The 26,091-nt window shown below is 63.2% G+C and carries 30 protein-coding genes; 17 read left to right on the top strand and 13 right to left on the bottom strand.

Going from position 1 to position 26,091, the window contains the following annotated elements; all coding sequences use genetic code 11:
• The 17 genes from AB1451_05980 to AB1451_05900 form a co-directional block, all read left to right on the top strand.
• Positions 1-386 (top strand): hypothetical protein (locus AB1451_05980; GenBank protein ID MEW6682456.1); only part of this gene is annotated, 386 nt, incomplete at its 5' end.
• Between the two features lie 143 nt (positions 387-529).
• Positions 530-820 carry a type II toxin-antitoxin system RelE/ParE family toxin gene (locus tag AB1451_05975; protein ID MEW6682455.1) on the top strand — a complete coding sequence of 97 codons (291 nt, stop codon included), beginning with the start codon at positions 530-532 and terminating at the stop codon, positions 818-820.
• Positions 821-829: 9 nt separating this feature from the next.
• On the top strand, positions 830-1,129 hold the full coding sequence (locus AB1451_05970) for an addiction module antidote protein (GenBank protein MEW6682454.1): 300 nt from the start codon (positions 830-832) through the stop codon (positions 1,127-1,129).
• An 82-nt stretch (positions 1,130-1,211) separates the two neighbouring features.
• Positions 1,212-1,517, top strand: coding sequence for a DUF2007 domain-containing protein (locus AB1451_05965; GenBank protein ID MEW6682453.1), 306 nt, complete (start codon positions 1,212-1,214; stop codon positions 1,515-1,517).
• 442 nt (positions 1,518-1,959) lie between these two features.
• Positions 1,960-2,199: a hypothetical protein gene (locus AB1451_05960; protein MEW6682452.1), complete on the top strand. Its 240-nt coding sequence runs from the start codon at positions 1,960-1,962 to the stop codon at positions 2,197-2,199.
• 124 nt (positions 2,200-2,323) lie between these two features.
• A complete protein-coding gene (locus AB1451_05955; protein MEW6682451.1) occupies positions 2,324-2,893 on the top strand; it encodes a dihydrofolate reductase family protein in 570 nt (189 codons plus the stop codon).
• A 129-nt stretch (positions 2,894-3,022) separates the two neighbouring features.
• Positions 3,023-3,415, top strand: a complete 393-nt coding sequence (locus AB1451_05950) for an SgcJ/EcaC family oxidoreductase (GenBank protein MEW6682450.1) — start codon at positions 3,023-3,025, stop codon at positions 3,413-3,415.
• A 168-nt stretch (positions 3,416-3,583) separates the two neighbouring features.
• The gene (locus tag AB1451_05945) at positions 3,584-4,546 is read left to right on the top strand and encodes a DUF1801 domain-containing protein (protein MEW6682449.1); all 963 of its coding nucleotides are present in this window, start codon (positions 3,584-3,586) and stop codon (positions 4,544-4,546) included.
• A gap of 183 nt (positions 4,547-4,729) precedes the next feature.
• Entirely contained in the window at positions 4,730-5,947 is a 1,218-nt protein-coding gene (locus AB1451_05940) for an RNA polymerase sigma factor (protein MEW6682448.1), read from the top strand.
• A 105-nt stretch (positions 5,948-6,052) separates the two neighbouring features.
• Complete coding sequence (locus AB1451_05935; GenBank protein ID MEW6682447.1) at positions 6,053-6,451, top strand: YciI family protein; 399 nt, start codon at positions 6,053-6,055, stop codon at positions 6,449-6,451.
• 48 nt (positions 6,452-6,499) lie between these two features.
• Positions 6,500-6,856 carry a YciI family protein gene (locus AB1451_05930; protein MEW6682446.1) on the top strand — a complete coding sequence of 119 codons (357 nt, stop codon included), beginning with the start codon at positions 6,500-6,502 and terminating at the stop codon, positions 6,854-6,856.
• A 16-nt stretch (positions 6,857-6,872) separates the two neighbouring features.
• On the top strand, positions 6,873-7,358 hold the full coding sequence (locus tag AB1451_05925) for a VOC family protein (GenBank protein ID MEW6682445.1): 486 nt from the start codon (positions 6,873-6,875) through the stop codon (positions 7,356-7,358).
• A 112-nt stretch (positions 7,359-7,470) separates the two neighbouring features.
• On the top strand, positions 7,471-8,010 hold the full coding sequence (locus AB1451_05920) for an SRPBCC family protein (protein ID MEW6682444.1): 540 nt from the start codon (positions 7,471-7,473) through the stop codon (positions 8,008-8,010).
• 75 nt (positions 8,011-8,085) lie between these two features.
• Positions 8,086-8,421 (top strand): DoxX family protein, encoded by a 336-nt coding sequence (locus tag AB1451_05915; protein MEW6682443.1) that lies wholly within the window; start codon positions 8,086-8,088, stop codon positions 8,419-8,421.
• A gap of 75 nt (positions 8,422-8,496) precedes the next feature.
• Complete coding sequence (locus AB1451_05910; protein ID MEW6682442.1) at positions 8,497-9,705, top strand: glycosyl hydrolase; 1,209 nt, start codon at positions 8,497-8,499, stop codon at positions 9,703-9,705.
• 19 nt (positions 9,706-9,724) lie between these two features.
• Positions 9,725-9,982, top strand: coding sequence for a MoaD/ThiS family protein (locus AB1451_05905; protein ID MEW6682441.1), 258 nt, complete (start codon positions 9,725-9,727; stop codon positions 9,980-9,982).
• Between the two features lie 354 nt (positions 9,983-10,336).
• Positions 10,337-12,751, top strand: a complete 2,415-nt coding sequence (locus tag AB1451_05900) for a fused MFS/spermidine synthase (protein MEW6682440.1) — start codon at positions 10,337-10,339, stop codon at positions 12,749-12,751.
• A 28-nt stretch (positions 12,752-12,779) separates the two neighbouring features.
• Here AB1451_05900 and ftsY read toward each other — a convergent pair whose 3' ends face one another.
• The 13 genes from ftsY to AB1451_05835 form a co-directional block, all read right to left on the bottom strand.
• Positions 12,780-13,706 carry a signal recognition particle-docking protein FtsY gene (gene ftsY, locus AB1451_05895; protein MEW6682439.1) on the bottom strand — a complete coding sequence of 309 codons (927 nt, stop codon included), beginning with the start codon at positions 13,704-13,706 and terminating at the stop codon, positions 12,780-12,782.
• Between the two features lie 33 nt (positions 13,707-13,739).
• Positions 13,740-14,186, bottom strand: coding sequence for an rRNA maturation RNase YbeY (gene ybeY, locus AB1451_05890; GenBank protein MEW6682438.1), 447 nt, complete (start codon positions 14,184-14,186; stop codon positions 13,740-13,742).
• 31 nt (positions 14,187-14,217) lie between these two features.
• Positions 14,218-15,186 carry a PhoH family protein gene (locus AB1451_05885; protein ID MEW6682437.1) on the bottom strand — a complete coding sequence of 323 codons (969 nt, stop codon included), beginning with the start codon at positions 15,184-15,186 and terminating at the stop codon, positions 14,218-14,220.
• Between the two features lie 112 nt (positions 15,187-15,298).
• Entirely contained in the window at positions 15,299-16,729 is a 1,431-nt protein-coding gene (locus tag AB1451_05880; protein ID MEW6682436.1) for a hypothetical protein, read from the bottom strand.
• Positions 16,729-17,454, bottom strand: coding sequence for a hypothetical protein (locus AB1451_05875; protein ID MEW6682435.1), 726 nt, complete (start codon positions 17,452-17,454; stop codon positions 16,729-16,731). The genes AB1451_05880 and AB1451_05875 overlap by 1 nt, the downstream gene beginning before the upstream one ends.
• Positions 17,451-17,870 carry a hypothetical protein gene (locus AB1451_05870; GenBank protein MEW6682434.1) on the bottom strand — a complete coding sequence of 140 codons (420 nt, stop codon included), beginning with the start codon at positions 17,868-17,870 and terminating at the stop codon, positions 17,451-17,453. Before AB1451_05870 ends, AB1451_05875 begins: the two co-directional genes overlap by 4 nt.
• Positions 17,867-18,358, bottom strand: a complete 492-nt coding sequence (locus AB1451_05865; protein ID MEW6682433.1) for a GspH/FimT family pseudopilin — start codon at positions 18,356-18,358, stop codon at positions 17,867-17,869. The genes AB1451_05870 and AB1451_05865 overlap by 4 nt, the downstream gene beginning before the upstream one ends.
• 149 nt (positions 18,359-18,507) lie before the next feature.
• Positions 18,508-19,431, bottom strand: a complete 924-nt coding sequence (locus AB1451_05860; GenBank protein MEW6682432.1) for a prepilin-type N-terminal cleavage/methylation domain-containing protein — start codon at positions 19,429-19,431, stop codon at positions 18,508-18,510.
• Positions 19,428-19,910 (bottom strand): type IV pilus modification protein PilV, encoded by a 483-nt coding sequence (gene pilV, locus AB1451_05855; protein MEW6682431.1) that lies wholly within the window; start codon positions 19,908-19,910, stop codon positions 19,428-19,430. Before pilV ends, AB1451_05860 begins: the two co-directional genes overlap by 4 nt.
• A gap of 10 nt (positions 19,911-19,920) precedes the next feature.
• Entirely contained in the window at positions 19,921-20,397 is a 477-nt protein-coding gene (locus tag AB1451_05850) for a GspH/FimT family pseudopilin (protein MEW6682430.1), read from the bottom strand.
• Positions 20,394-20,924 carry a putative Ig domain-containing protein gene (locus AB1451_05845; GenBank protein ID MEW6682429.1) on the bottom strand — a complete coding sequence of 177 codons (531 nt, stop codon included), beginning with the start codon at positions 20,922-20,924 and terminating at the stop codon, positions 20,394-20,396. The genes AB1451_05850 and AB1451_05845 overlap by 4 nt, the downstream gene beginning before the upstream one ends.
• A gap of 215 nt (positions 20,925-21,139) precedes the next feature.
• A complete protein-coding gene (locus tag AB1451_05840; protein ID MEW6682428.1) occupies positions 21,140-25,276 on the bottom strand; it encodes a hypothetical protein in 4,137 nt (1,378 codons plus the stop codon).
• A gap of 37 nt (positions 25,277-25,313) precedes the next feature.
• Positions 25,314-25,940 (bottom strand): pilus assembly PilX N-terminal domain-containing protein, encoded by a 627-nt coding sequence (locus AB1451_05835; GenBank protein ID MEW6682427.1) that lies wholly within the window; start codon positions 25,938-25,940, stop codon positions 25,314-25,316.
• Positions 25,941-26,091 lie beyond the last annotated feature (151 nt).

Here is a 26,091-nt window from a genome sequence, read left to right as displayed (position 1 = left end):
GCATTACCCCAACTCCGCGCGGCCTTGGTGCGCCTCGCGGAGCCGGATTCGGCGCGGATCACCCAGGCCGCGTAGGTAGACCACAGGGAGCCGTGATCAAATCTCAACTAAAAAAGGGATTGACTCGCGCAAACCCCGATGCGTCACAATTTACGCATCAAGACATTGCTCATTGGTGTGATCGATTTCATATGGCCATGTTTGATGTAGATACAGATAAGGCAATAAATGTTGCCACGGGCGTTGCCGCAGATGTAGATGCTCAATGGGATATGTATTTAGCGAATAGTTATTCACTTGAGCAATTGAAGAAACTAGATTTTTCTAAAGAGAGAATGCCGCTGGAGTGGTTTAATGATTGGCTCGAACAGCTTAAAAACGCCTAACAACCGCATCGAGTTCGCGCCCCTTTGGGTCGCCGGACCTCGCTTACGCTCGGCCGCTCATGCGGGACGTTGGGCAGCTCACTCCGACGTGCCGATTCGTAGCATTTGATAAAGTGTAGCCACTAGGATACACTCTTCCCGTCGTGATCGAAATTCGCAAGACCGATGTGTTCGCCCGGTGGCTCGACCGCCTGCGAGACATTCGGGCAAGGGCGCGCGTTCAAGCCCGGATCGAGCGCCTGGCGGCTGGCAATGCGGGAGATGTCAGGCCGGTCGGCGAAGGTGTCTCAGAATTGCGGATCGATTACGGGCCGGGATACCGGGTGTATTTTACACAGCGCGGACGTGAGGTGGTGATTCTCCTGGCAGGTGGTGACAAGAGCACTCAAACCAGGGATATCGAATCCGCGTTACGTCTTGCCCGCAATCTGTAGGAGTGTACGATGCGAAAAACTACGACCAGTCGTTACGATGTTGCCGAGCACCTGAGAACCCCCAAGGAAATGGCGGCCTACTTTGAGGCGTGCCTGGAAGAAGCGAACGGCGATGCGGCCTTCATTGCCAAGGCGCTGGGAGATATTGCGCGTGCCAAAGGCATGGCACAGGTCGCGCGTGACGCCGGCCTCTCCCGAGAAAGTCTCTACAAAGCGCTTTCCGGCCAGCGCAGCCCCGGCTTCGACACCATCCTCAAGGTTATCGCGGCTCTGGGATTGAAGTTGCATGCCGAAGCGATTCGCAGCTGACTCCGCGCCCAACAAGACGCTGAACACGGACGCGCGAACAGCGCGCGCCGGTTAGCGCTGGCGTTAGGCAGCGGTCCACATCATGTCTGTAACTCCGGTTTACAGAACATACGACCAAGGCGATGCGGCACTGGTGATGAGCTTATTGGATGCTGAAAGTATTCCAAACACGCTTGTCTCGAACCAGGGTGCCGGAAACTATTTACCACCCACAGTTTGCGTCTTGCGAGACAGTGATCTTCCTCGGGCAAAGGCGATTGTGGAAGAGTACGAGCACACGAAGGACGCCTCGTCCGGATCGGGGAGCAAGTGGAAGTGTGTGCGGTGTGGGGAAACTATAGGATCAACCTTTACCGAGTGTTGGAGATGTGGAGCCGACCGTACATAATGCTGCCTAACCCGTCACTCAACCCGACCGGTCTGAGCGCGGCGGCTCGCGGCCGCTCGTTGGCTCGGGGGCCGGCGGGTTAGTTTTCACGTTAGGCAACGGAGGCAACCGATCGGTGTTTCCAGAAGTCGTCGTGCAGAATGACTCGAATGTGCCCCACCCGACCGTACCGAACGATGTTCATGTGCTTCTTTCCACAGTTCCGCCGCGTTTTCTGACGGGTCTCCGATACGTACGCCTCACCGCAACAACAGGCTTTACGCGAGGTCAACGGCGCGCGAAGACACCATCGCGCGGCCGAAAGGTCGCGTTCGTCCATACCGCTGGGCTTTACTTTCGGGAACAGCAGAACCATCCGGCCACTATAGATCTACACCTTGATAAGATCTTCAGAGGCACGCCCTCATGGGCACTGCGGCTATCAATCATTCGGAGGGTGACCTTGGCGGAAACTCTGTTCCACGAACTCGGTCATCACATTCACGCGACCAGTGCGCCAGAGCACAGAGAGCCAGAAGATGTTGCGGAGCGTTGGGAAAGGCGTCTCTTCCGACGTTTTATGCGTCAGCAATACTGGTATCTGATGCCGCTTGTATACACGCTGCTGCTCTTCTCCCGCGTGGTCAGGAAAATGTTCCGTCATATGCCACGGCGTTTAACAAAAAAACCGGTGCAGGCCTAACAAATCACTCAACCCGACCGGGTGCCAGCGGGGCGCACTCGCTCCGCTCGTTTTGTCGGAGGCCGGCGGGTGTTAGTTCTGGCGTTAGGCAGCCTGACGGATCTCCCCTCCCAAGGTGGACGATATGCGCAAACTCGTGTACTCGACCTCCCTCTCACTCGATGGCTATATCGACTCTGCGGCCGGAGACCCCGGCTGGGTCGTGCCCGATGAGGAGCTCCACAGGCATTTCAATGACGTTGAGCGCGAGACCGATACCCTCCTGTACGGTCGCCGCATGTACGAACTCATGGCTGGATATTGGCCAACGGCCGACCAGGACCCTTCGGCGCCTGCCGTCATCGTTGAGTACGCTCAGATCTGGAAGCCAGTCCCCAAACTTGTCTTCTCATCGACGCTCGAAAGAGTCGACTGGAACTCGCGGCTGATAAGAGGGGATGCGGTTGCCGAAGTCGCACGACTCAAAGCGCAGCCCGGCGGCGGGGCCATAGGCGTCGGGGGGCTCCTTCTCGCCTCAGCCTTGGCATCCGCCGGCCTGATCGACGAATACCGCCTCTACTATGTCCCGATCTTCCTGGGTTCCGGCAAGGCAGCGTTCTCGCAGATTCAGAACAGGGTCAGGCTCAAGCCGGTGGAGACTCGCACCTTCTCCTCTGGCACGGTCCTTCTAAGATGCGTCCCCATCAGCGCCTAGGATATGTCTTCAAGCCGCCTGGCAACAGCATGCAGCGGAGGCGGACCGCTGGCTTACTGCTTCTCGAAGAGACGAGCCTTAGCACTCTGATTTCCGCGTGATCATGCTGTTTGGCGACGGAGGCCGCAGATGGGACCTGATGAAGGAGAAATCCGCGAGGTGCATTCAACCTGGATCAATGCCGTCAACTCCGGAGATCTTGTCCGCTTACTCACCTTGATGGCGGACGATGTCGTGTTTCTCAATCCGGGCCAAGCGCCGTTTGGCCGGGAAGGATTTTTTGCCAACTTCCCGGCCGCCCACCAACAGTTTTCGATCCGTTGCATCAGCGAGTTGGAAGAGGTCGTGGTCGTCGGCGAAGTCGCCTACACGCGGAGCCGGGACGAGTTGTCCGTGACCCCGCGCGCCGGTGGGGAAGCGACACGGCTCGCCGGGCATCGTATAACGGTATACCGCGAACAGCCCGACGGCCGCTGGCTCCTGGCCCGTGATGCCCACACGTTATCCCCAGTGGAGAAATGAGATCGTGGGGAACAATTGGGGTCACCCTGACCCTGTTTTCTTCTCTCCAGCGACTGGTGGCGAACCTTGAGGGCAACGATGCGGCATAACATGCCAAGGCAGCGGACCGGCCCCGCCGGCCGCTGATCGCCAGGCCGTCGGGCGTTACACCAAGTTGGAGAATAACCCGTGGCGCTAAAACCAAAGAAAGGTGAGCCGAAGGCCAAGGGCACGTCGCGCGCAAGCAAGCCACGCAAGTCGGCCACCAAGTCCCCGCCGAAGGCAGGCGCGAAGGCCAAGCCAGATGCGGAAGCGGAGCGCGCGACCGAGACGGCGGCTTCTCGTCTCATCGACGAGCGGATCCGGTCTCTGGGTGGCTGGCGCGCCGAGACCCTCGCGGAGGTTCGCCGTCTTATCCACGAGGCGGCCCCGGACATCCTGGAGGAGTGCAAATGGATCAAGCCCAGCAACCCACTGGGGGTGCCCGTTTGGTCCCACGCCGGGATCGTGTGCACGGGAGAGGCCTACAAGCAGGTGGTCAAGCTGACGTTCGCCCGGGGCGCCTCCTTGCAGGACCCTCGGGGGCTCTTCAACTCCAGCCTCGAGGGAAACACGCGTCGCGCCATCGACATCGGGGAGGGAGAGGTGCTCGATGCTCAGGCGTTCAAGGCCTTGATCCAGGCCGCGGTCGCGAAGAATCTCCGGTCCGGCGCTCCGAAGTCCAAGTCCTCGTCGAAGGCAGGCGCGACGGCCAAGCCGGTAAAACTCCTTTCAGGCGGCAATCCGCAAATCGCCAAGGCCGACGGCAACGCCCCGGTGCAGGCGTACATCGCCGCGATGCCGGGCTGGAAGCGCGACATTGGGAAGCGCCTCGACGCGCTCATCGTGCGCAACGTGCCCAACGTGCGCAAGGCCGTGAAGTGGAACTCGCCGTTCTACGGCATCGAGGGCCAGGGTTGGTTCCTGTCGTTCCACGTCTTCACCCACTACGTCAAGGTGACCTTCTTCCGCGGCACGTCGCTGCGACCCGTTCCACCCGGAGGCACGGGCAAGGACGCGCGCTGGATCGACCTCCACGAGGACGATCTCAACGAGGCGCAGATGACGACGTGGGTGAAGCAGGCGGCCGCGTTGCCCGGCTGGGTCCCGTAGCGGAGACCGTCCTGGGGCTCGTCCCCCCGCGTTCTCCTGCCCACATCGGCGTGGGCATGGCGGTCTGGTTCAGACGTAACCGCTGGTTGTAGCGCGACCAGTTCCCAACTCGACTTGAGAATTGCCCGGGGTCAGTGAGAATATGCGGGAGTGAGCGAGCAGGCCCTGGAGCACGTGCGTGAGATGGTAGACGCACTCTACCGCGATGAGTCGCGCCGCGTGCTCGCCACCCTGATTCGCCTGCTCGGCGACTTCGAGCTCGCCGAGGAGGCGTTGCACGAGGCGTTCCGGACCGCGTTGGAGCAGTGGCCGGCTGACGGCGTGCCGGCCAATCCCCGGGCGTGGCTGGTCTCGACCGGACGGTTCAAGGCCATCGACGGCGTGCGACGCCGCGCCCGGTTGGAGGCGCTGGACGACATCCCGGAGCCGGTCGACCCAACGATCACCGACCCGGCGGACAGGGAAGACGAGAGCGTTGAAGACGACCGCCTGCGGCTGGTTTTCACCTGTTGCCACCCGGCCCTGTCGCCCGATGCGCAGATCGCCCTGACCCTGCGCGAGGTGTGCGGCCTCACCACCGAGGAAATCGCCCACGCCTTCCTGACCCCTCCGCCCACGCTGGCGCAACGCATCGTGCGCGCCAAAGCCAAGATTCGCGACGCGCGCATCCCGTATCAAGTGCCGAGCCAGTCCGAGTTGCCGGATCGGCTCGACGCGGTGCTGCGGGTAATTTATTTGGTGTTCAACGAGGGGTATGCCGCGTCGTCCGGGGCGTCGCTGACCAGACACAATCTGTCGGGCGAGGCGATCCGCCTCGGGCGGCTGCTCGTCGAGTTGCTTCCCGAGCCCGAAGCCGTCGGGCTCCTGGCGCTGATGCTGCTGCACGAGTCACGGCGCGCCGCGCGCACCACGCCGACCGGCGACCTGGTGCTGCTGGATGATCAGGACCGTTCGCTCTGGAACCAGGAGCACATCGCAGAGGGCCTGGCGCTGGTGGAACAGGCGCTCTCGTCGCGACGGTTCGGTCCGTACACCTTGCAGGCTGCGATCGCGGCGGTGCACGCCCAAGCGCCCAATCCCGCGGCAACAGATTGGGCCCGGATCGTCGCCTGGTACGACGTGCTGGCACGGGTGAATCCGTCTCCCGTAGTGGAGTTGAACCGCGCCGTGGCCGTGGCCATGCGCGACGGGCCGCTGGCGGGGCTGGCTCTGATCGACGCCATCCTCGGGCGCGGCGATCTCGTGAAGTATCACCTGGCACACGCCGCGCGCGCGGATCTCTGTCGGCGATTGGGGCGAACCACCGACGCCCGAGCCGCCTACCAACAGGCGTTGACTCTTACTCAACAGGAACCGGAGCAACGGTTCCTCAAGCGACGGTTGGCCGAGTTGCCGCACTGAGACCGCAAAAAAAGATTGTGGTCCCGATGTCGATTCGAGGGCTCCCCGAACGACTAACGGGTGAACAGGGCGATCCACGAGTCACACACCGAAGCGGAGGGGCCTATGAAATACATCTGCCTGGGCTACATGGATCCGAAAAAGTGGGAAAACATGTCCGAACGCGAGATCAACGCGTTTGTCGACGAGTGTTTCGCGTACGACGACGTGCTTCGCAAAAACGGGCACTTTGCGGGCGGGGAAGCGCTCCAGCCCCCCCAGAACGCCGCTACCCTGCGGTTTCAGAACGGGAAAGTATCTGTTACCGACGGCCCGTACGCGGAAACTAAAGAGCAGTTGGGCGGCATTCTGATCCTCGAGGCCGAGGACTTGAACCATGCCATCCAATTGATGTCGAAACACCCGGGTGTGCGGGGCGGGCCCTTCGAGATTCGCCCGGCCGCGGACCTCACGGACATGGTGGCGGCAAGCGAACGGCGGCGCTCAAAAGCACAAAGACCATAACGCAAGAAACACGCTTGGCACCGGGGTGCCATCCCAAAGGAGAACGCCATGCAGTACATGCTGATGTGTTGTTTCGAGGAGCATGCGTGGGAGAAGTTGTCGGACGCGCAGAAGGGCGAGATCATGACGCAGTACGGAGAAGTGATCCAGGGCCTGGTCAAGAGCGGGAACTTCCGCGGCGGCGCGCAACTGCATCCAACCAGGTTAGCCACGACCGTGCGCATGAAAAACGGCAAGCCGGTGTTGACCGACGGGCCCTTCGCAGAGACCAAAGAGCAACTCGGCGGGTACCACCTGGTCGAATGCGCGGACCTGGATGAGGCCATTGCGATCGCGTCGCGCATCCCGACGCTGCCGGCGGGCGGGGCGATCGAGGTGCGTCCGGTTGCAATGCCGGAGTGCTGAAAAGGAGGACCACGACATGCAGAAAATCACCCCGTTTCTGTGGTTTGATCACCAAGCCGAAGAAGCGGCCAAGTTCTATGTGTCGATTTTCAAACATTCTAAAATCGGCAAGGTGGCTCGTTATGGTGAAGCAGGCGCCAAGGCCTCGGGGCGACCGCAAGGATCGGTGATGACCGTGGCATTTCAGCTCGAGGGGCAAGACTTCATCGCCCTCAACGGCGGCCCGCAGTTCAAATTCACCGAAGCCATCTCGCTGTCCGTGGACTGCAAGACCCAGGAAGAGGTCGACGAACTCTGGAAGAAACTCTCCGCCGGCGGAGAAGAAGGGCCCTGCGGCTGGTTGAAGGACAAATACGGCTTGTCTTGGCAGATCAATCCGTCGGTGTTGGGCGAGATGTTGAGCGATCCTGATCCCGCCAAGTCGGAACGAGTCATGAACGCCACGCTGCAGATGAAGAAGATCGACATCAAGGCTCTCGAGAAGGCCTACGGGCAAGCCTAAACAAGTCGCGACCACTGGAGGAAGGGCAAGGCACGATCTCCACGTTGCCGCTTACCCCCCACAGCAGCTGCGGGGAATGCGCCTTCAATGCCCTTTCAGCTAGGAGGATCCCATGCTCAAAAAGATTCTCATCGCGCTCGCGGTCATTATTGTGGTAATGGTGATCGTGGTGGCCTTGCAGCCGTCCGAGTTCCGCATCGAGCGGACGGCCACCATTTCGGCTTCTGCACCGGTCGTCTTTGCCCAGGTGAACGATTTCCACAATTGGGATGCCTGGTCCCCGTGGGCAAAACTCGATCCCGCGATGAAAAAGACGTACGAGGGCGCGCCGGCTGGAACCGGCGCCGTCTCCACCTGGGCCGGAAATGACCAAGTCGGCGAAGGCCGCGCAACGATCACTGAAAGCCGTCCCAACGATTTGATCAGGATCAAGCTCGAATACCTCAGGCCCTTTAAAGCCACCAACACCGCGGAGTTCACGTTCAAGCCCGACGGTGATCACACCACCGTGACGTGGAGTCTCTATGGCAGGAACAGTTTCATCGCTAAGGCCTTCGGACTGGTCATGGACATGGATGAAATGGTCGGCAGCCAGTTCGAAAAGGGGCTCGCGAGTTTGGGCTCAGCAGTCACGAGCGTCGCTCAACCCTAGCGCGCAACACCATGGAGGGGGCAATTTATGCAAACCGCTGGCGTTTCCAAAAAGGTGCTTTGGGCCGGATGGGGTATGACCGCCCTGCCGGTCCTGCTACTGCTCTTTAGCGGCGTCATGAAATTATTGAAGCCGGCTCCAGTCGTCGAGGGGTTCGCTCACCTGGGATATCCTGCCAGCGTCGCACTCGGCATCGGGATCGCCGAGCTCGCCTGTGTCGTGCTCTACGTGATTCCGCGCACCGCCGTGCTCGGGGCGATCTTGCTGACTGGCTATCTTGGCGGCGCAACCGCCTCCCACGTGCGAGTCGGCGAGCCGTTTGTGATGGCGATCGTGATGGGCGTGTTGGTCTGGGGAGGGCTGTACCTGCGCGATGAGCGGCTGCGCGCGCTCATTCCCCTGCGAAGCTAGTTGCCCGAGATGACGATGCGCTGGCCCGAGTGATGTACGGGCGCTACTGATTCATCCACACAGAGAGGAGTACGTATGGCGCGCACGACCAAGAAGTCAGCAACGCGAACCCAGAAGCCCACTGCCCGCGTAAAGCGAGCCGCCCGCCCCCGCCCATCGCGCCGCGTGCTGGTGCTCGCGGCCACGCGCAAGGGCGCGTGGCTGTTCCACGGGGATACGACGCGACGGACATGGCGGGCCGACGGACCGCACTTTCTCGGCCACATCATCAATCACATTGTCCTCGACCCGCGCGACGGGCGCACGCTCCTGGCCGCGGCCAAGACCGGTCACCTTGGTCCGACCGTCTTCCGCTCCACGGATCTCGGCAAGACGTGGAAGGAAGCCGCCAAGCCCCCGGCGTTCGACAAGGCCCGGGATGGCGAAAGCGGGCGCGCCGTCGATCATGCGTTCTGGCTCACGCCGTGCCATGAGAACGAGCCGGACGCGTGGTACGCGGGCACTTCGCCGCAGGGCTTGTTCCGGTCCGAGGACGGTGGCGTCACGTGGGAGCCGTTTTCCTACATCAACGACGATCCGCAGTACCGGACGTGGATGGGGACGGTGCAGGACGGCACGCCGGATGGACCGAAGATGCACTCGATCATCGTGGACCCGCGCGATCCCGCCCACCTTTATTTCGCCATGTCGGGTGGCGGCGTGCACGAATCGGTCGACGGCGGACGAACCTTTACGCCTTTGGTGAAGGGCATGGAGGTGGTCGAGGGGTTCGACGCCACCAACATCGCCTTTCACGACCCCCATTGCGTCCGGCTCTGTCCGAGCAACCCGGACCGGCTGTACCAGCAGAATCACTGCGGCATTTATCGACTCGATCGGCCGTCCAATGAATGGGTGCGCGTCGGCAAGAACATGCCGAAACAGGTCGGAGACATCGGGTTTCCCATGGTCGTGCACCCCCGCAACGCGGACACTGCGTGGGTGTTCCCCATGGACGGCTCGACCGTGTGGCCGCGCACGAGCCCGGACGGCAAGCCCGCCGCCTATGTTACGCGCAATGGCGGACAGAGCTGGCAACGTCTTGATTCCGGTTTGCCCAAGGGCCAAGCCTGGTGGACGGTCAAACGCCAGGCCATGGCCGCTGACGCCCAGGATCCCGTGGGACTGTACTTCGGGACCACAAGCGGAGAGCTGTGGATGAGCCGTGACGAAGGCCGTCGGTGGACGCGCGTGGCGCAACACCTTCCCGAAATCTACGCAGTGGAGACCGCGGAATTGCGTTGAGTTGTCGGCAGCTCGCCACATGAAGGTGTTGATTCCAAGCCCGCTGCTCTCCTACACCACGGTGCGCGAGGTCGAAGCGTCCGGCGAAACGCTCGCCGCCCTGCTCGCGAATCTCGACCGTCAATACCCCGGCCTGCGATTCCGGGTGATCGACGAGCAGGACCGGATGCGGCCGCACATGCGGTTCTTTGTCAACAGCGAGCAGGTCTTTGACCTGACACGCCCCTTGCGCCCAACCGATGTGGTGCAACTCGTGCAGGCCTTGAGCGGCGGGTAGGTTGCCTGACGGTGATTACTTCCCTGTTGATAACCGTGAGCTATACTTGTTGTCTCGCTCTAGCAGGCGCTGAAAGACTTGCACAAACGCGCAGGTTGCTCAAAAAGCTCCAGCCGCAAGGCCGCAGTGAGGAGGAAACCGGAGCGTACTGGGTCGTACGTGAGGATTTCCGACGAACGAGAACGCCGCGGATGGACTTTTTCAGCAACCTGCCAGAGGTGACGGTTGGCTTCACGGCAGGGAGCACTTCCTAACGCCTCACCGGTATTCACGGACCGCAGCTCCCGGTCCCCCCGATCGCCACGCCTCACCCTGATTCGCGGCTCGCAACCCGAGCCTTCGGACAACCCCCGGGTGTTGCTGCTCTTGCTGACGCTGTTTGTCGCCAGCGGCGCCGCAGCCTTGATCTACGAAGTCGTCTGGTTTCATCTGCTGCGCTTTACCATCGGCTCCTCCACGCTCTCGCTGGGGATCCTCCTCGGCTCTTTCATGGGCGGGCTGGGTATCGGCAGTTTGTGGTATCACCGGGCCGTTGCGGTCCGGTATCACCCTCTCAAAGTTTACGCGTTGATCGAGTGCTGCATCGGGCTGTGCGGAGTTGCCATCCCGCTGGCCCTGCCGTTCGTGACGCAGGTGTACGTGGCATCAGGTGGATACGGAACCAGCGGGATCGTGTTGCGTAGCCTGGTGTGCGCGCTCCTGCTGTTGCCGCCCACGATCCTGATGGGCGCGACCTTGCCGGCCATCTCGCGGTGGATGCGGTTGACGTCCATCGGCGTTTCACGTCTCGGGTTGTGCTATAGCGCCAACATGGTCGGCGCGGTCATCGGAACCGCCCTGGCGGGGTTTTATCTCCTGAGGACCTTCGACGTCTACGTCGCATCGGCAGTTGCCGTGGCCCTGAACCTCGTGATCGCCTTCGCCGCCTACTGGCTCGCGGCGCGTTCTCCTTACGCGCCCCAGGATTCTGCAGACGAGCAACATCCCCGGGAGGCCCTGTCGGCGGTCCATGTGGTCATCGGGTTGTCCGGCCTCACCGCTCTCGGCTGCCAGGTCGTCTGGACGCGGCTCTTGTCGTTGTTACTGGGAACCACGGTCTACACCTTTTCCGTGATCCTGGCGGTGTTCCTGATCGGACTCGGTGCTGGCGGTGCCCTGGGATCGTACGGCTGCAGGACCTCGAAGAACCCCGCGCGGCTGCTGGTGGGTTGCCAATTGATGTTGGTGTTGGCTATTCCCTATGCCGCCTACGCGATGACCACCATCCTCCCCGACCTTCACTTCGTCGCATCGACCGAGAGCTGGTTCCTGCGTGGCATGGACGATGTGCTGCGCGTCGCGGTGGCGCTTGTTCCGGCCACTCTGTTCTGGGGCGCGAGCTTTCCGGTCGCCATAGCCGCGGCCGGCCACACCCATCGCGATCCCGGCCAATTGGTCGGACACCTCTATGCGGCCAACACCATCGGAGCGATTCTGGGTGCGCTGGGGCTCAGCGTCGTGATCATCGCGCTGCTGGGGACCCGCCAGGCCCAGGTGTTGCTGACGCTCTGTGCCGGCCTGGCCGCGTCGCTGATGCTGAGCGCATCCCATGCGCCGGAGCCGCGCCCACAACCATCGAGGCTCTGGCCGCGTCTTGGTGCGGGGCGCGTAACGGCCGCAACAGCGGCTCTCGTCACCACTTTCATCGCAGGGTCCGTGATACCGGAGAACCACTCCGGCATGATTGCGTTCGGCCGAGAGGTTGATCGCTGGAACGAGCCGGCTGCGTACCTGCACACCCGCGAAGGCCGCTACGCGTCCATCGCGGTGTCGCGGACCCAGGAACAGGGATACCGGAGCTTCCACATCAACGGCAAAACCGAGGCCTCCACCTGGCCGGAAGACATGCGGTTGCAGCGCATGCTGGGGCACCTTCCGGCGCTGATGCACCCCGATCCCAAGTCGGTGTTGATAATGGGCTTCGGTGCAGGGATCACGGCCGGCGTCTTCACGCGGTATCCCGGCATCGAACGCATCGTGATCGTTGAGATCGAACCCGCGGTTGCCGCGGCCTCGGGGGTGTATTTTCGAGACGAAAACTACGATGTTCTCAACGACCCTCGGACTGAACTCATCTACGACGATGCCCGTCACTACATCACGACCACGAAGGACACGTTCGATCTGATCACGACGGATCCGATTCACCCCTGGACAAAAGGGGCGGCGGCGCTCTATACCCGAGAATTCTTCCAGCTCGGTCGAGCGCACCTGAATCCGGGCGGGTTCATCTCCCAGTGGGTGCCGTTGTACGAAACCAGCGCGGCAGCCGTGAAAAGCCAAGTGGGCACGTTTCTCGAGGTGTTTCCTTACGGCAGTATCTGGAACAGCGAGATCGACCTCAAGGGGTATGACGTGACGCTGCTCGGCCACGTCGAGCCGTTGGTCATCGACGCACGCGAGCTGCAGAACCGGTTGGATCGCAATGAGGCGGTCCGTCGATCGCTGGCGGATGTGGACATCGCAACGTCCGTCGATCTATTACGCGCGTATGCCGGCCGACGCGATGATGTGATGGGTTGGCTCGAAGACTACCAGCCCAATCTCGATAGGAATCTGCGGCTTGAGTACCTCGCCGGCGAAGCGCTCAATCGGTACGACGAGGGGAAGATTTATGACCGCATGACTGCGCGATTGCGCTATCCGGACGGATTCTTTCGGCTCCACCCCGAATCAGAGGGGAGGTTGCGCCGTACGTTTTCCGATCGGTATGGAACACCCGACCAATAGGACCCTAGGCTCACCACGGTCACGGACCTCAACCCAAAGGCCCGGCGGATGAGGCGGTCGCGCCCACCAGGCCTTCGGCGAACGCGTCGGCGTCGAACGGGACCAGGGCGTCCGCGCTCTCGCCGAGCCCCAGCCACTTCACCGGCACGCCCAGTTCCTCGACCACCGACAGCACGATCCCGCCTTTGGATGTTCCATCCACTTTGGTCACCACGACGCCGGTCACGCCCAGTGCCGCGTGGAACGCGCGCGCCTGGGACAGACCGTTTTGTCCCACGGTCGCGTCGAGCACCAGCAGGATTTCGTGGGGCGCGCCGGGTTCAGCCTTGGCGATCACGCGTTTGACTTTGGCCAGCTCGTCCATCAGCGAATGTTTGGTGTGCAATCGTCCCGCGCTGTCGATGAACACCACGTCGATGCCTCGCGCCTTCGCAGCCGTGACTGCGTCGAACGCCACCGCCGCGGGGTCAGAACCCGGCTGCTGGTGAACGACGTCGACCCCGAGCCGGTCGCCCCAGACACGCAATTGCTCGATTGCCGCGGCGCGGAACGTGTCGCACGCCGCGAGCAGCACCGATCGGCCCTCGCTCCGCGCCCGCGCCGCGAGCTTAGCGACCGTGGTGGTCTTGCCCACCCCGTTCACGCCCACCGCCAGCACCACCAGGGGGCGAGCAGTCTGCGGCTGAGTGTCGACCGCCGGGCGAAGCGTTGCCGCGATCACCTCCCGCAGCCGCTTGCGAACCGCGCCCTCCTCGTGATCCCCGCTGCGCTTGAGTTCGGTCAAGAGGCGTTCGGTGGTCCGTACCCCGATGTCGGCCTGGATCAGCGCCGCCTCGAGATCCTCGAACGAGACCACCCGACCACGCGGGGATGCGCCCAACGCGCCGTGAAACCCGTCGGCCAACGCGCGCCGGGTCTTGGCCAACCCGGCGACGATGCGGTCCCAGACTGCCATCGGCTACGCGACCATCCGATACACGGCCATGCGTTACGCGCGCGCCCCGAGCGAGTGGAGGAGGCTCCGCTCTTTGGCGCGCATGAGACGGGCGTCTGCGGGCGAGCGTTCGTGGTCGTAACCGATCAGATGCAGGATGCCGTGGACGAGCAACGCGTCCAGCTCATCATCCAGCTCGCGGCCCTCCTCCTTGGCGCGAAACGCGGCGGTCTCGGCCGAGATCACCACGTCGCCCAACACGTGCGGGTTGATGCCGCCGAAGCGGCCTTCGCTCATGGCAAAGGCGAGCACGTCGGTGGGTTCGTTCAGACGGCGGTAGGTGGCGTTCAGCAGCCGCATCTCTCCGTCATCCACGAACACCAGGCTCAGTTCGGCCTTCACGAATCCCATCTCGAGCAGGACTTGACGCGCCTTCCGTTTGACGCGGGTGTTGCTCAGCTTGACCGACTGCTGGCGGTTGGCGACCGAGACCTGGATCATCGCGGAGAAATCGGCATTCGCCGGGCCGGCGTCACCGTCTGCGGCGGGAGGGTCGCTTGCCCTCGTAACGTTCGTAGGCTTTGATGATTTCCTGGACCAGCCGGTGGCGGACCACGTCGCTCTCGTCGAAATACACGAAGCGGATGCCGGGAATGTCGCGGACTACGGACTGAATCTCAATCAAGCCCGAGGGGCTGTGCGCCGGCAGGTCTACTTGCGTGATGTCGCCGGTAATCACGACTTTGGAGCGAAATCCCATCCGGGTCAGGAACATCTTCATCTGCTCGGGCGTGACGTTCTGGGCCTCGTCCAAGATGATGAACGCGTCGTTCAAGGTGCGGCCGCGCATGTAGGCGAGCGGCGCGATCTCTATTTCGCCGCGTTCGACCAGACGGTTGGCGTGGTCGAGATCCATCATGTCGTACAGGGCGTCGTACATCGGCCGCAGATACGGATTGACCTTGGCGTACATGTCCCCCGGGAGAAATCCGAGCTTTTCTCCGGCCTCGACCGCGGGGCGCGTCAGCACGATGCGGCTCACCTCTCGCCGCGCGAGGGCCGCGACCGCCATGCCGATCGCGAGATACGTTTTACCTGTTCCGGCCGGACCGATGCCCACCACGATGTCCGAGGTCTTGAGCGCCTCCAGGTAGTCTCGTTGGTGGGGAGATTTCGGCGTGAGCAGCCGCTTATTGGTCCGCAGCACCGTCTCGGGGGAACCCGCCTCCCATGCATCGTCCAGGTGTCCGCGGGCCGAACGGATCATCCCCGCGATGTCGTCGGGCTGCAGGTCGGGGCGCTCCTGCAGGCGGGTCGTCAGCTTCGCCAGCAGCCGCTCCGCACGCCGTGCCGCGTGCGGCTCGCCGTCGATCCGCACCTCGTCGCCGCGCGCCCGGATCGTGACGCCGAACGCGTCCTCAACGTCCTTCAGGTGTTGATCGAACGTCCCAAACAGCGCTGCGGTATCGAGGCCTTCTTTGAGTTTGAATCGAACGGTCACGCGCGGGAGCCGGTTCCTGGTGTGGCGAAATTATAGCGGCTGCGCGCGGGGAATCACAAGCCGCGAGAAGCTGCGCATTGATGTTTCACGATCCCTCCGGCGCGGCCGTCGGTTAGTCGGGCACGATCGCGCGACGGCTGCCTGGCTTGATGACCACGGGTGGGAACCCTGTCCGGTACCCCGTGCGCAATGCCGCGTCGTACCACACCTCGATCGCACCAGGGTCGCGCACGCCGTGCATCGCGGCCAGTGACCCCACGATCGTGGTGCGGGCCGTGGCGTCCAAGGCGCCGGCTATGGTCAACACGCCGTGGTAATGCACCCCGGCGATGGCCACGTTGCGGGTGACCGGGGGACCGCTCGGGTCCTCAGGCGCGCCGGGCGAATCGCGCACTGTGGATCGACCGAGACCGGGCGTCACGGTTAGGTGCGCCCCAACGTAGGCATCCATCTCGACGAAGTCCATGGTTGCGCGCAGTTCCTCCATGTTGTCTGCCCGGGGCGGTGTGCGGTCCAAGGTGTCGATGAACACGAGGCGCCCTGAACCGGAGCGAGACGAGAACGCCGCGGTGGGTGAGATGCCCGTCTCCGCGTCGTCCGGATACACGAGTCCGGTGCCTCGCGTCGTAAAATACCGGCCGTGACGCCGAGCGTACGTTTTCAAGGCCTCGTAACTCCACATCGCCATGCGAGGGATAGCGGCGTCCTGGAGGAGGTGCTCGAACGGCGCGGCAAAGCCGCTGGCGGTGCGCGAGGGGCCCAGAATGGACCCGCTCGCGGCAAAGCCGACCCAGCGATCCGCGCCGGGCTCGACCGCGTAGGCCTGGCCTGTGACCGGAGCCGCGTCGGAGCGGCGGGGGATGCGGTCGAGCACCTCGCTCGCATCCCACCCGCCAGTGATCGCCACGCCGCCCCAGTGGATGCGCAGGGGAACGGTGTTGGCCGGACCGGCGAACACGGCTTGGGCGGCACCGCGCCACGGGCCTTCGGCTAACTCCGCGCGGACCGCCGCTGTGGCACGACCCACGGACGCGCGGCTGACCACGGTCGCGACCGCGTCGGGGCTCAGCGGCGCGGAGAGTTGCACCTCGACCCGGATCGCGGGGCGCGAGGCGCCGGGGTCGATCCCCACGACCGTGGGCGAGCGAAGCAGCAACGGGGCATCGCTCCACTGCACGAGGATCGCCGGGCTGTCCACGGTTCCGCTGAATTGCGGCGAGCCGTTCGCGGCGCGAAAGCTCGGTAAACCGTCGCCTGCGACACATCGCTTGCGAAACACCTCTGCGGCAGTGCCTGCGGACCCGCAGGTGGATGTTGCCCCAATCGTAAACGGGTCGCCGAACGAGGCCGGATCAGCGAACCAGGCCAGGGTACGGTCAATACCGGCCTGAGCCAAGGATCGCGCCTGCAGGTCGTTCTCCCCCAGACGCACCGCCTCCCGCTCACCCGCAACCAGACGCAGCCACGCGCCAATCAAGACCGAGAGGACGCCCAGCACCGCCAACGCCAGCACTGCGATCGCGCCTCGCTCAGCCACCAGCATCACCGCTGCTCCACGGCCACGCGACGGGTCCACTGCCGCGCCTCACGCGTCACCAGTCGGACCACCAACGAGCCGCCATCGAGTTGGACATCGAAGCTCGTCACGTCCTGTGCAATACGTTGTGTCCCCCCGTCTTGCGTTCGCATGAGGCGACCGCGCCGGTCAAGCACATACGCGACCTGGTTCACGAGCGCCACAGGACTCCCGGCCGGGAACGGGCGGGCGAACGCCGGCTCCAACGTCCACTGGTCGGCGCTGATGTCGGTGATCCGTGAGCAATCTGCGACATCGTCCCCGGGGTCGGTGGGATCGTTGACGTTCACGAACATCACCAGGTCGCCTGCTTCGAACGCGCCGATGGACTCGACCACCACCGCGCTTCCGCCCGCCGGTACCGGTTCCCGCAAGGCGGTCGAGCGATCATACAGGTTCGCCGCGAACCACACGCGCCCGTCCGCCACCTGTACGCCGCCGACAGAGCACGTCGCGGACGTCGGCGCCTGCAGCAGAGTTTCCATCTCGTCGGTCATCAGCGCCAAGGCGAACTGGGCCTGCTGATCATCGCTCATGCGCGTGACGGCGTGGCGGTAGTTGGTCTGATACGCGCTGATCGTGTGGCCCAATAAGGCCGCCACGCTGAGGCCCATCGACGTCGCGACCAATAGCTCGACCAGCGAGGTTCCGCGTTCTCCGCGCCCCGGATCGTGTTCGCGTCCCTGGATCATGGTACGAGCCCCTCGCCGCGCACACCGGCCACCTGAAACACATGCGCCACGCTCCGTTGCGTCCAGCGGGTGGTGACCCACACGCGGAAGAGGCCTGGCGCGGGGAAATCCGGCTCAACCACCCAGCGTCGGGACACCCCGTTCACCTGGTCCTCTCCGAGGAGCACGCCCGCCTCGACGCGTTCGCCCATCTCACTCGGCAGCATGATCGCGTTGTCACTCACCGAGAGTTTCTCCGCCAACTTGTCCTGCGCCAACACGATCGCCCGTTGTCGTCGACCAACCTCATCGGCAAGCCGGTGCCCCTCGGTGAATCCCGTGGTCACGGCCGCGACCCCGATGGCGAGCAACCCGAGCGCCGCCAAGGTGTCGATCAGGCTGAATCCAGCGTCTCCGGTTGTGGATGAGCCGGTCATTGCCACGCCCGTCCGTTCCATGCGGTGATTGAAACGTGCCCGGTGATACTCACCGTGACTCTCCTGGCCCCTGCCCGGGATCGCACGGTGATCGAGCCGAAACTGTTCTGCAGGCCGGGACGCGGACTGAACCGCGCCGTGTTGTGGCGAAACGTCACGCCGTCCGAGTCCCCGTCGTCGGGCGAACCGAACGTCAGCCCGGCTGGGAGCCGGCTCAGGAGGCCCGGGCCCCCGGTGGGACCCACGATGTACGAACCGGCACGCGGGTCCACGCGCAATTCGAGCGCCTGCCCGCTCGCGTGCGCCTGACGCTGGGCCTTGCGGATCTCGCCCCTGATCGTCTCCGCAGTGGTGGCGAGCGTGGCGCGATCAAGCAGATCGGTCGTCAACGGCCACGCGATCGCAGCCAAGACAGCCATGATGCCGACGACCAGGGTCACTTCCATGAGGGTGTAACCCGCAATTGCTCGGTGTGCGACAAGGTCCATGCCTGCTCGTCTTCCAAGAGGCGTGCCACGCCAAAGACTGAGATCTTATCGGTCGCTCGGTGAAAACGAGGGCGAGACCCTGATCGGCTGTTCCAGAAAGCCGAACAACTATGAATGGGTGGGCGGGATGCGTTGACGGCTGATAGCCGTCAACCCAGTGTGCCGTAGTTTCTGAGGTACACCGTGGTCTGATCGATTTGGCGCAGGAACTGATCCGCAGGCTGCCCGGACCGGTCGTGGTCCTCGAGGCTGGGGGGGACCTGGGCCGTTTTGTCTTGGACCGGTCGGGTGCTTCGCGCGGTGACAGACAGCCGCAGCGCGCGCTCGCTTCCGTTCGGTGCAGCCAGCACTGCGCCGTTGTTGTCCAGCAGGACGATCTGGAGATCCTCGACATTCGCTGCAAGCTGTTGTGGCGTCGCACCTGGGGTGCCTATGCTCATCATGAGGTTGCCACCCTGTATCCAGAACGACGTTTGCTGGACCAGTAGGACAGGGGTGCCGTTGCCGAACCCACTGGTGATAGACGTCGTTGCAAGCACGATTGACGTGTCGCTACCGCTGATCGCATTTGCCGCATTTCGCACGTTGGCCGTGGTTGGGGGGGTGAAGACCAACAGAGGCGTCCCAGCGGAAATCGGGACTGGCAGGTTATTCGCGCTTAGGTTCAGCGTTGTGTCGGTTGCCCCGACAACGGGAGGAGCATTGAGTGTGGCAATGCGTGTTCCGGTACCGGAAAAGGGACCAACCGCCGCTGAAACGGTGACGGCATCGGTCCCTGGGTCCATCATCGCGGCCAGCGCCGCAGGATTGAGCAGGAGCGGCGGAACCGACGGGGCGGGGTCCCAGTTGACCAGATAGCCAACGTTCCGAAGCTCCTGTGCCACAAACTCTAGGCTCACCCGCGCCCGCATCTGCGTCTGGGCCATCTCTCGGTTGCGGGTGTAGCCACGGACCGAACCCGTGTAGGTGATCGCCACGGCCGAGAGCACCACGGCGGCAATCAGGGTTGCCACCATGATCTCCACCATGGTGAATCCTCGGTCTTCGCTCGATTTCCGCATCATCGTCTTCATTGCGCCACCTGAATTGGAATGGTCACCGTATGACCGCCCATTCGGTCCTGCCACGTAACAGTTGCCACCGCGGTGTTGAACGTCGCGCCGGCGACAACGGCGATCGTCAATCTCCCGCTGGGTAGCGCCGCGACCGAACTTTGCCAGTTGGTAAAGTCCTGTTGGCACACCGCAGCCGGGATCAGCACCGGGCAGTTCGGCCGCGCGCCCGAGCTGGTGTCCATCCCGCTATACGCGTTGATGTTGCCCGCGTTGTAGAGAATGCGATCCGCCACGTTGCGCAGCAAGGCGTTGGCTGTGGTCTGCGCGCCGCCAGATCCCGATGCCCGCAGCGCCTGGGCCTGTAGCGCGGCCAAGCCGAGCAAGCCGACGGTCAGGACAAAGATGGTAATCAACACTTCGATGAGCGTAAAGCCCGCGGTTGCGCCTCGCCGGTGGGGCGGAGTCGCTGTTGATTCGGTTCCGCTCATACCGTTCATACCGTCTCCTCTACAGGATCGAAACTGTGACATCGCCCAAGATCCCGGTAGCGACTGTTGCCTGTTTGCTGTTTAGGTCTTGAAGCGTCAACGTGAAGGAGCCCGGCTGTACGGTTCCACGAGGGGTGATCGTGTATGTTCCTGCAGGTGCAGCGGCGACAAGTCCGACGCCGCTGTAAGGCCCTGTCCCGAGGGTAATTTGTTTTGTCCAGTTGGTCGGAGCGCCGATCTGCGCCACAATGCTCCCCCCAGGGGGCGTGGCCGTGGTGGTGACCGTGATGGTGGCTTGGGTCGAGGTGTTCACCGCGATCGACCGCGCCTGGTTGATTAACGCAAAGATTTCAGTGGCCGCCGCCGAGCGCTGGTGCTGAACCGACCACGTGCGGACTTGCGGTACCGCGATTGCCATCAGGATGCCTACCACCGCAACCGCAAACAGCAGTTCGACCAACGTGATGCCTTGTTCGGCGTTCCGTCTTGCGCTCATGCTCCAGCCCCCACAGTAAACGTCATGGTTCCCTGGTAACCCAGGCCGCGGCTGTCCTCCACCTCCACGGCGAGCTGGTGTTGACCGGGCTTGACCGAGGCGAGCGGCCAGTGGACCGTGCCATCGGGCTGAATGACCAGGCCTGGTGGCCCCTCGCGAAGCGTGACCGTCACCGGCTCCCCGTCTGGATCAGTCGCCACGATTCGTCCGGTCAGTTCCTTGTCGGTTTGAGTCAGGGCGTCGAGCCCGGACACGATGGTTGGTGGCCGGTTCTGGATCACGACCGACAATGAGCGCTCGCTCGCCAGCACGCGGTCATCGCTCGCCCGCACCTCCGCCACCACGTGGACTCGATCACCCGTCTGGAAGTCAGCGAGCGCCAGCTCGGACCCACTGTGGTCCACGACTTCGATCCCGTTGACGAACCAGTGGTGCTTCACCGCGAGCTCTGGTCGGCCCTGGGGTTGCCAGACCACACTGGCGACCAGGGTCCCGTCCTTGGTCGGTAACGTTGGTGAAAGCGTCATAGATTGGATCCACGCACGCTGGTCCTCGGGTGAGACGGCTGTTGCGCGTGTCGGCGTGGGCACGGAACTTACGGATGCCGCCTGCCGCGCCCCCTCGCCCCCTGACGAACAGGCCACCCCGCCAGCCAGCCAGCCCGCCAGGATTAGCGCACTGAGCACGCGACTGGCGGTCGGAGGAAACCCCCGACCGCCGGTCGCTTCTACCCCCGCCCTGCTCACTGGTTCGTCCCGAGGTTGAAGATCTCGCGCCAGCTCTTGAGCTTGAACCACCGCAGGGCTGACGGCTCAACATAGCCGGGGTCGCCGATGTCCACCACATTACCATCGAGCGTCGTGCCATAAACGTGACCCCGCGATACGTACACGCTGCCCCGGAACTTCCCGCTGGCCGTGTACTTCCACTTGTTCGACTTGTCGGTCAGGCTGATGCCGCGGATATTGCCGGTGTTGTTGGTCGCGACATCGTCCTTGAGGTTGAGGCCCTCCACGCTCCCGAACGCCGTCCCGAAGTACACAAACCCCTGGGAGTACGTGAGCGCGCCAAAGACCTTCTCGCCCTGGTCTAGGACGAACTTGAAGCCGAACTGCGCGTCGCGCAGCGCTCCGCTGCCATCCACCAGGTTGTAGGGGTCCAAGCCGGTAATTTCGAGTACGTACACCGAGTAGTAGTCGCCGGCGCGCGCCCATTGCGCGCCGCCGGTGCCCCATGCAAGGTAGATGCGGCCGTCCTTCACCACCACGGTGGGCGACGCGCCGATCGGTTGGTCGTGGCCTGCTTCGTAGCACGGATCAGGGGTGCCGGGGTAGGTCGTGCACGCGTTCTCGTCGCGCGATGGGGCGTAGAGTGGCGGAATATCGCTGATGATGTCTGCCGTGGTGGAGCTTGCCCCGTCCGTGAACGTGGAGTCGGCAAAGATCTTCTTATCTTCCGTGCCGTTGCCGTCGTAGTCCGGCGCAGTCGGCAGCAGCCACAGGTTGCCTTCCATGTCGCCAGCCACCACGTAGTCTTCGTCCCCATTTTGATCCGCGTCCACCAATGCGAGGCTGCCCGGCACGTCATTGATCCCCGAGCGGTACACCCGCTCAAAGCGCCACTTTTGCTCACCAGTCAGCAGATCGAAGCTATAGATCTGCAGCCCGCCGCAGAGGCTGCCGTCACCCAGGGGCGAGCCGTTTGCGTCTTGGCAGGCCTCTTTGTCCTTGAGCGCGGTGGTCACGAACGCCCGGTACTCGCGGCTGCCCGACGCGTTGACCACCCGCCCGATGGCCACCTTGGAGCCATTCCCCATGGCCACGGTCTTGGACACCGCCGTGTCGTCGTCCACGCCGCTCCGCTCCCACAGCAGGACCGGGGGCGTGACGGTGGGGTCGGTCACGTCAAGCGCCGCGATGCTGTTGCCGCCCACCCCCATGGTGATCAGCAGCACGGTCTTGTAGGTCCCTGAGCCGACGGAGCTCTCGACCTCGGCAAAGGCGACCGAGGCATCGACCGCGGGGTACGTGCTGATCGCGTTGGGATCGCGGAAGTACTGTAACCGCGGCAGCTGGCTGCTGGGAATGTACGACCAGAGCTCGGTCCCAGCGTCCGCGGCTTCTGGCAGCTCAACCTCCGTCTTCACCCCGGCCTTGACCGCGTGGAGCATCCCGTCCAAAGCGCCGAGGTACGCCACCGTGGGCCTGCTCATGCTCGTCAGGGCGCTAGGCCCAATGATCGCGGCCGTGGAGTGCTCGATGCCTCCCATCACATTGTCCTTCTTCTCCCACTCATCGTTGTTGGCATCGTATTGCATCCCGTAGCGCTTGACGATGACCTCCTGCGTGGTGGCGAGACCCGTGGTCAGCATCCGGGGTTGGAACGTGGCGGCGGTTTCGTACTTGAACTGGGTCATCCCACAGTTTGAGGAGTCCAGCACCTCGGCGTTCTCGGTCCCGTCGGCGTTCTTGAGACCCGTGGTCGCGCACGCGTAGATTTTGCGGCCAGTCAGTTCGTTGGCATCGACCCGCCGGTTGCTGTTGTTGTCCGAATACGCCGTGGTCGAGGTGAGTTTGGGCGCGGCATCGCCCGGGCTGCTAGGATCATTGCCGCCAAAGTCATCCACGCGCTTAAGTCCAGACCTGCCAGCACCCAGGTCCGCGTTGACCTGGAACTTGCGGAAGTGTCCACCAAAGCTCGGATAGTCAAACGACCCTTGGTACAAGAAATCCTTGAACACCACGGGGCCGGATCTGACAAATTCGCGATCCGTGACCGCATCGAGCTGAAACACGGTGTTGAGCACGTATCGGATGCCAGCACCCGAGGTCCCTTTGGGCGTGCAGCCGGAATCGTACGACCCCGCGCCTCCGCCTGCGCCCCCACCGCTGCCCTCAACAATCCATTCATTCGAGTTGATGTTGGCGGTCACGGGGAGGGTGGTCTCGGTGCCGAACTTGGTGTCATTCTCGGTGACGTCTTTGATCTTCCTAAGCTTCAGCCCGGAAACACCGGTGACCGAGACCTGCACCTGCGTGATGTTGACGTCCGTCGTGCGGTTGTTCTTGAAGTGGACGCCTTTGATCTTCTTCAGCTTGGTGGCGTCAGTGCCTGACGAGCCTTTGGCTTCGAACGCCGCGGTGGTGAAGACGAGCTCCACCCCGCCGCCGGGGTTATTCCCGGTTGCGGTCAGAGTCGTGATGTTGTCTTTGGTGATGCCGCTCTGGGTGACGGTATAAACCGTGGAATCTCCCGCGATGGTATACGAGAACGTGATGGTGAAGGTTCCGTCCATGCTGTTGTCAACGTTGTCCCTGAACTCGAAGTCGATCTCACGATTGGGTCCGGCCGGCGCAGCGCCACCGCCGCCGCCGCCACCGCCGCTGCAGTTAACGTAGCTGTGGCCGCCGAGATAGACCACGTAGCCGTTGGTCTGATCCCCGTCCATGTGCCCGGCCACGTAGTAGTGCCACTGCTGCTTGGCCTGATCCCCGTTGCCGTAGTTCCAGACATTCGGAGCCGGCGAGGTTCCAGCGGGAACGCTGTTGTCGTCGTAGGTAAACACGGTGACGGTCCCGTCGTAGCCCGTGTTGCTCTGGGTGTACGTGGACTTGGGGTTGCTGGCGGAGGGGTTGAACGCCATGGCGTTGACCGCCAAGCTGTCCGCCCGCGGGTCCCCGGTCTGAAACGGCCGCCAGTTGTGCAGGTGTCCGCCCTCGGGGTCAAACGCCATGTCCCCGATCTGGACGTACGGCTGATCCAACGCGTCCTTGTTGTAGTAGATCTTGGTACTGTCATTGGTCCCGCCGTTGTGACCCAAATCGTATTTGGTGATGAACCGGCCGTACTCGCTCCACTCAAACGTTTCGATGCCCGCGCACTCTGCAAACAAACTTCCGCCCAGGTCCACAAAGTCGCGAACCGCCATGACAATGTCGTGCACATCGGCCTTGGTCACGCTCATCGTTCCCACGTTCGTGTTGACCGAAATGTACTGCCCGTTCGTCACGTTGTAGTCGGAAAAGCCCACCCAGTGCGGAACCCACAGCACGCGGTAGTTGAGTTTGGGTTTGGTGGCGCACCCTGTGCACGTGTAGTCGAACAGTTTGCTCTTGCCGTTCAACGCGGTGCCAGCCAGCGTCTGGATCCCGCCCACCTCATTGGGCGTCAAGACGTCGTAGGTGCAGTGACTCCCCACGACTGGATCCGCCGGGAAATAGGTGCCGCTGGCGTCGGTGTAGGCGCAGGCGTTGCCCAGATCATCCGTGGCGGGGTTCTGAATCCCTGCGATCTTCAGGTACCCTTCCAGGATCTTGGTGGCGTTCCCGGTGCGCGATTCGGAATCGTTCATCAGCGCGATTTTCGGCGGCGTGCCGAACATTTCGCGCTGGACCTTGCCCGTGAACGGCACCTTGGCCACGTGCAGGTTCACGTCCTGAAATCCGCTGGCCCAGATCGTCTTGGCCGCGGCCGCGTAGTTGCTGTCGATCACAAAGGGCCCGCCGTTGTAGGTGATCTGGGTGCCCACGCCGGAGATCGCAATCTCTCCCAACGCTTTGTGCTCAGTGGCCACCGGGTCGGTCGCGACGTTCGAGATCGTGAGGTCCACCCCGGTGATCACGGTCTTGGAATCGTCGATAATCCAATACACGGGAATGGGGTCGGGCGTGCCGTCTGCCGCTTTGCGGTCGAGCAGTTTGTAGATAAAACCATACGCTTCGTACACGCCCCCGTCTGCGGATGGCTGGTAGGTGTCGCCGTCCATCGGGATGATGAGCGACCCTGCGCCGAACGTGCGTTCGATCGCCGCGTGAGCAGGGATCGCGGCCCCTCCCCACAGCAAGGAGCCCATCACTACTATTCTCGCCAGCGTGTTCATCGCAGTTCCTCCTTCGCGTCGATGCTTCATCCGTGCCTTACAGCGTCACGGTGCTGTTCACAACGTTGCCCACCGCTGCCCCGGAGCTCTGGTCCGCGCTCGTACACGCAGACGAAACGCACTCCTGGGCGCCCACTTGGTCAGGCGGTTCGTAGCGGACCACGGCCTCGATGCGCTGCTGGACGGGCTGCAGGCCGCCAACCTGCACCGTACCCGTGGCCGTGACCAGCACGGTCTTGTCGTTGTTTGCGCCCACGTCGCTCATCGTGTAGTTGAACGTCAGCGGCGACGAACCGGCGACCGCAGTCGAGTAGTTTCGGTAGCTCACAACGGGCGGGCCGGGGATGGTGCTAGGGATTCCATACGGTCCCCCTATCCCCGCTAACACATCGGCGACAACCGTCGTATCAAGCGCCGGCCACTGGCCGCTCTGGACTCCGGCAACGTAGCGTTGCATGTCGTTACGGGCCTGCGTCACCGCGCTTTCTGCGGCAAAGAACGCGCGCGTGGACATCTTTTCATACGCGGCGGTCTGCAGATCGGCGCCCGACAAGTTCAGCACCACGGCGCCGAGCAGGCTCAGCACGACGAGCATAATCAGGCTCGTAATGAGCACGTAACCTTGCTCATTCTCCCTCACGGTTGTCCTGTATGGTGTTCGCATGGGCCTTACCCCTCCACCTCGGTCCCAGGGTATTGCATCGGCGATGCCACCCGCTCCCTAGGCCACCAGGGCAGTTTTTCAGCCCCGCTGGCCGGTTTGGCGGGGCCGGTTCTATCGGCCAGGTCCGAGTTGGGTAACCGATGACCCAGTC

It is taken from the genome of Nitrospirota bacterium, assembly GCA_040757335.1.
In the GTDB taxonomy this organism is placed as follows: domain Bacteria; phylum Nitrospirota; class Nitrospiria; order 2-01-FULL-66-17; family 2-01-FULL-66-17; genus JBFLXB01.
This window is presented reverse-complemented; position numbering and strand designations above follow the sequence as displayed.

Coding starts and splice junctions, on each gene's coding strand:
- AB1451_05875 (MEW6682435.1), bottom strand. CDS start 17,454: ATGATCCAGGGACGCGAACACGATCCGGGGCGCGGAGAACGCGGAACC.
- AB1451_05920 (MEW6682444.1), top strand. CDS start 7,471: ATGCTCAAAAAGATTCTCATCGCGCTCGCGGTCATTATTGTGGTAATG.
- AB1451_05860 (MEW6682432.1), bottom strand. CDS start 19,431: ATGAAGACGATGATGCGGAAATCGAGCGAAGACCGAGGATTCACCATG.
- AB1451_05955 (MEW6682451.1), top strand. CDS start 2,324: ATGCGCAAACTCGTGTACTCGACCTCCCTCTCACTCGATGGCTATATC.
- AB1451_05850 (MEW6682430.1), bottom strand. CDS start 20,397: ATGAGCGCAAGACGGAACGCCGAACAAGGCATCACGTTGGTCGAACTG.
- AB1451_05950 (MEW6682450.1), top strand. CDS start 3,023: ATGGGACCTGATGAAGGAGAAATCCGCGAGGTGCATTCAACCTGGATC.
- AB1451_05905 (MEW6682441.1), top strand. CDS start 9,725: ATGAAGGTGTTGATTCCAAGCCCGCTGCTCTCCTACACCACGGTGCGC.
- AB1451_05845 (MEW6682429.1), bottom strand. CDS start 20,924: ATGACGCTTTCACCAACGTTACCGACCAAGGACGGGACCCTGGTCGCC.
- AB1451_05965 (MEW6682453.1), top strand. CDS start 1,212: ATGTCTGTAACTCCGGTTTACAGAACATACGACCAAGGCGATGCGGCA.
- AB1451_05835 (MEW6682427.1), bottom strand. CDS start 25,940: ATGCGAACACCATACAGGACAACCGTGAGGGAGAATGAGCAAGGTTAC.
- AB1451_05970 (MEW6682454.1), top strand. CDS start 830: ATGCGAAAAACTACGACCAGTCGTTACGATGTTGCCGAGCACCTGAGA.
- pilV (MEW6682431.1), bottom strand. CDS start 19,910: ATGAACGGTATGAGCGGAACCGAATCAACAGCGACTCCGCCCCACCGG.
- AB1451_05865 (MEW6682433.1), bottom strand. CDS start 18,358: ATGGACCTTGTCGCACACCGAGCAATTGCGGGTTACACCCTCATGGAA.
- AB1451_05930 (MEW6682446.1), top strand. CDS start 6,500: ATGCAGTACATGCTGATGTGTTGTTTCGAGGAGCATGCGTGGGAGAAG.
- AB1451_05840 (MEW6682428.1), bottom strand. CDS start 25,276: ATGAACACGCTGGCGAGAATAGTAGTGATGGGCTCCTTGCTGTGGGGA.
- AB1451_05935 (MEW6682447.1), top strand. CDS start 6,053: ATGAAATACATCTGCCTGGGCTACATGGATCCGAAAAAGTGGGAAAAC.
- ftsY (MEW6682439.1), bottom strand. CDS start 13,706: ATGGCAGTCTGGGACCGCATCGTCGCCGGGTTGGCCAAGACCCGGCGC.
- AB1451_05910 (MEW6682442.1), top strand. CDS start 8,497: ATGGCGCGCACGACCAAGAAGTCAGCAACGCGAACCCAGAAGCCCACT.
- AB1451_05925 (MEW6682445.1), top strand. CDS start 6,873: ATGCAGAAAATCACCCCGTTTCTGTGGTTTGATCACCAAGCCGAAGAA.
- AB1451_05870 (MEW6682434.1), bottom strand. CDS start 17,870: ATGACCGGCTCATCCACAACCGGAGACGCTGGATTCAGCCTGATCGAC.
- AB1451_05880 (MEW6682436.1), bottom strand. CDS start 16,729: ATGCTGGTGGCTGAGCGAGGCGCGATCGCAGTGCTGGCGTTGGCGGTG.
- ybeY (MEW6682438.1), bottom strand. CDS start 14,186: ATGATCCAGGTCTCGGTCGCCAACCGCCAGCAGTCGGTCAAGCTGAGC.
- AB1451_05915 (MEW6682443.1), top strand. CDS start 8,086: ATGACCGCCCTGCCGGTCCTGCTACTGCTCTTTAGCGGCGTCATGAAA.
- AB1451_05940 (MEW6682448.1), top strand. CDS start 4,730: ATGGTAGACGCACTCTACCGCGATGAGTCGCGCCGCGTGCTCGCCACC.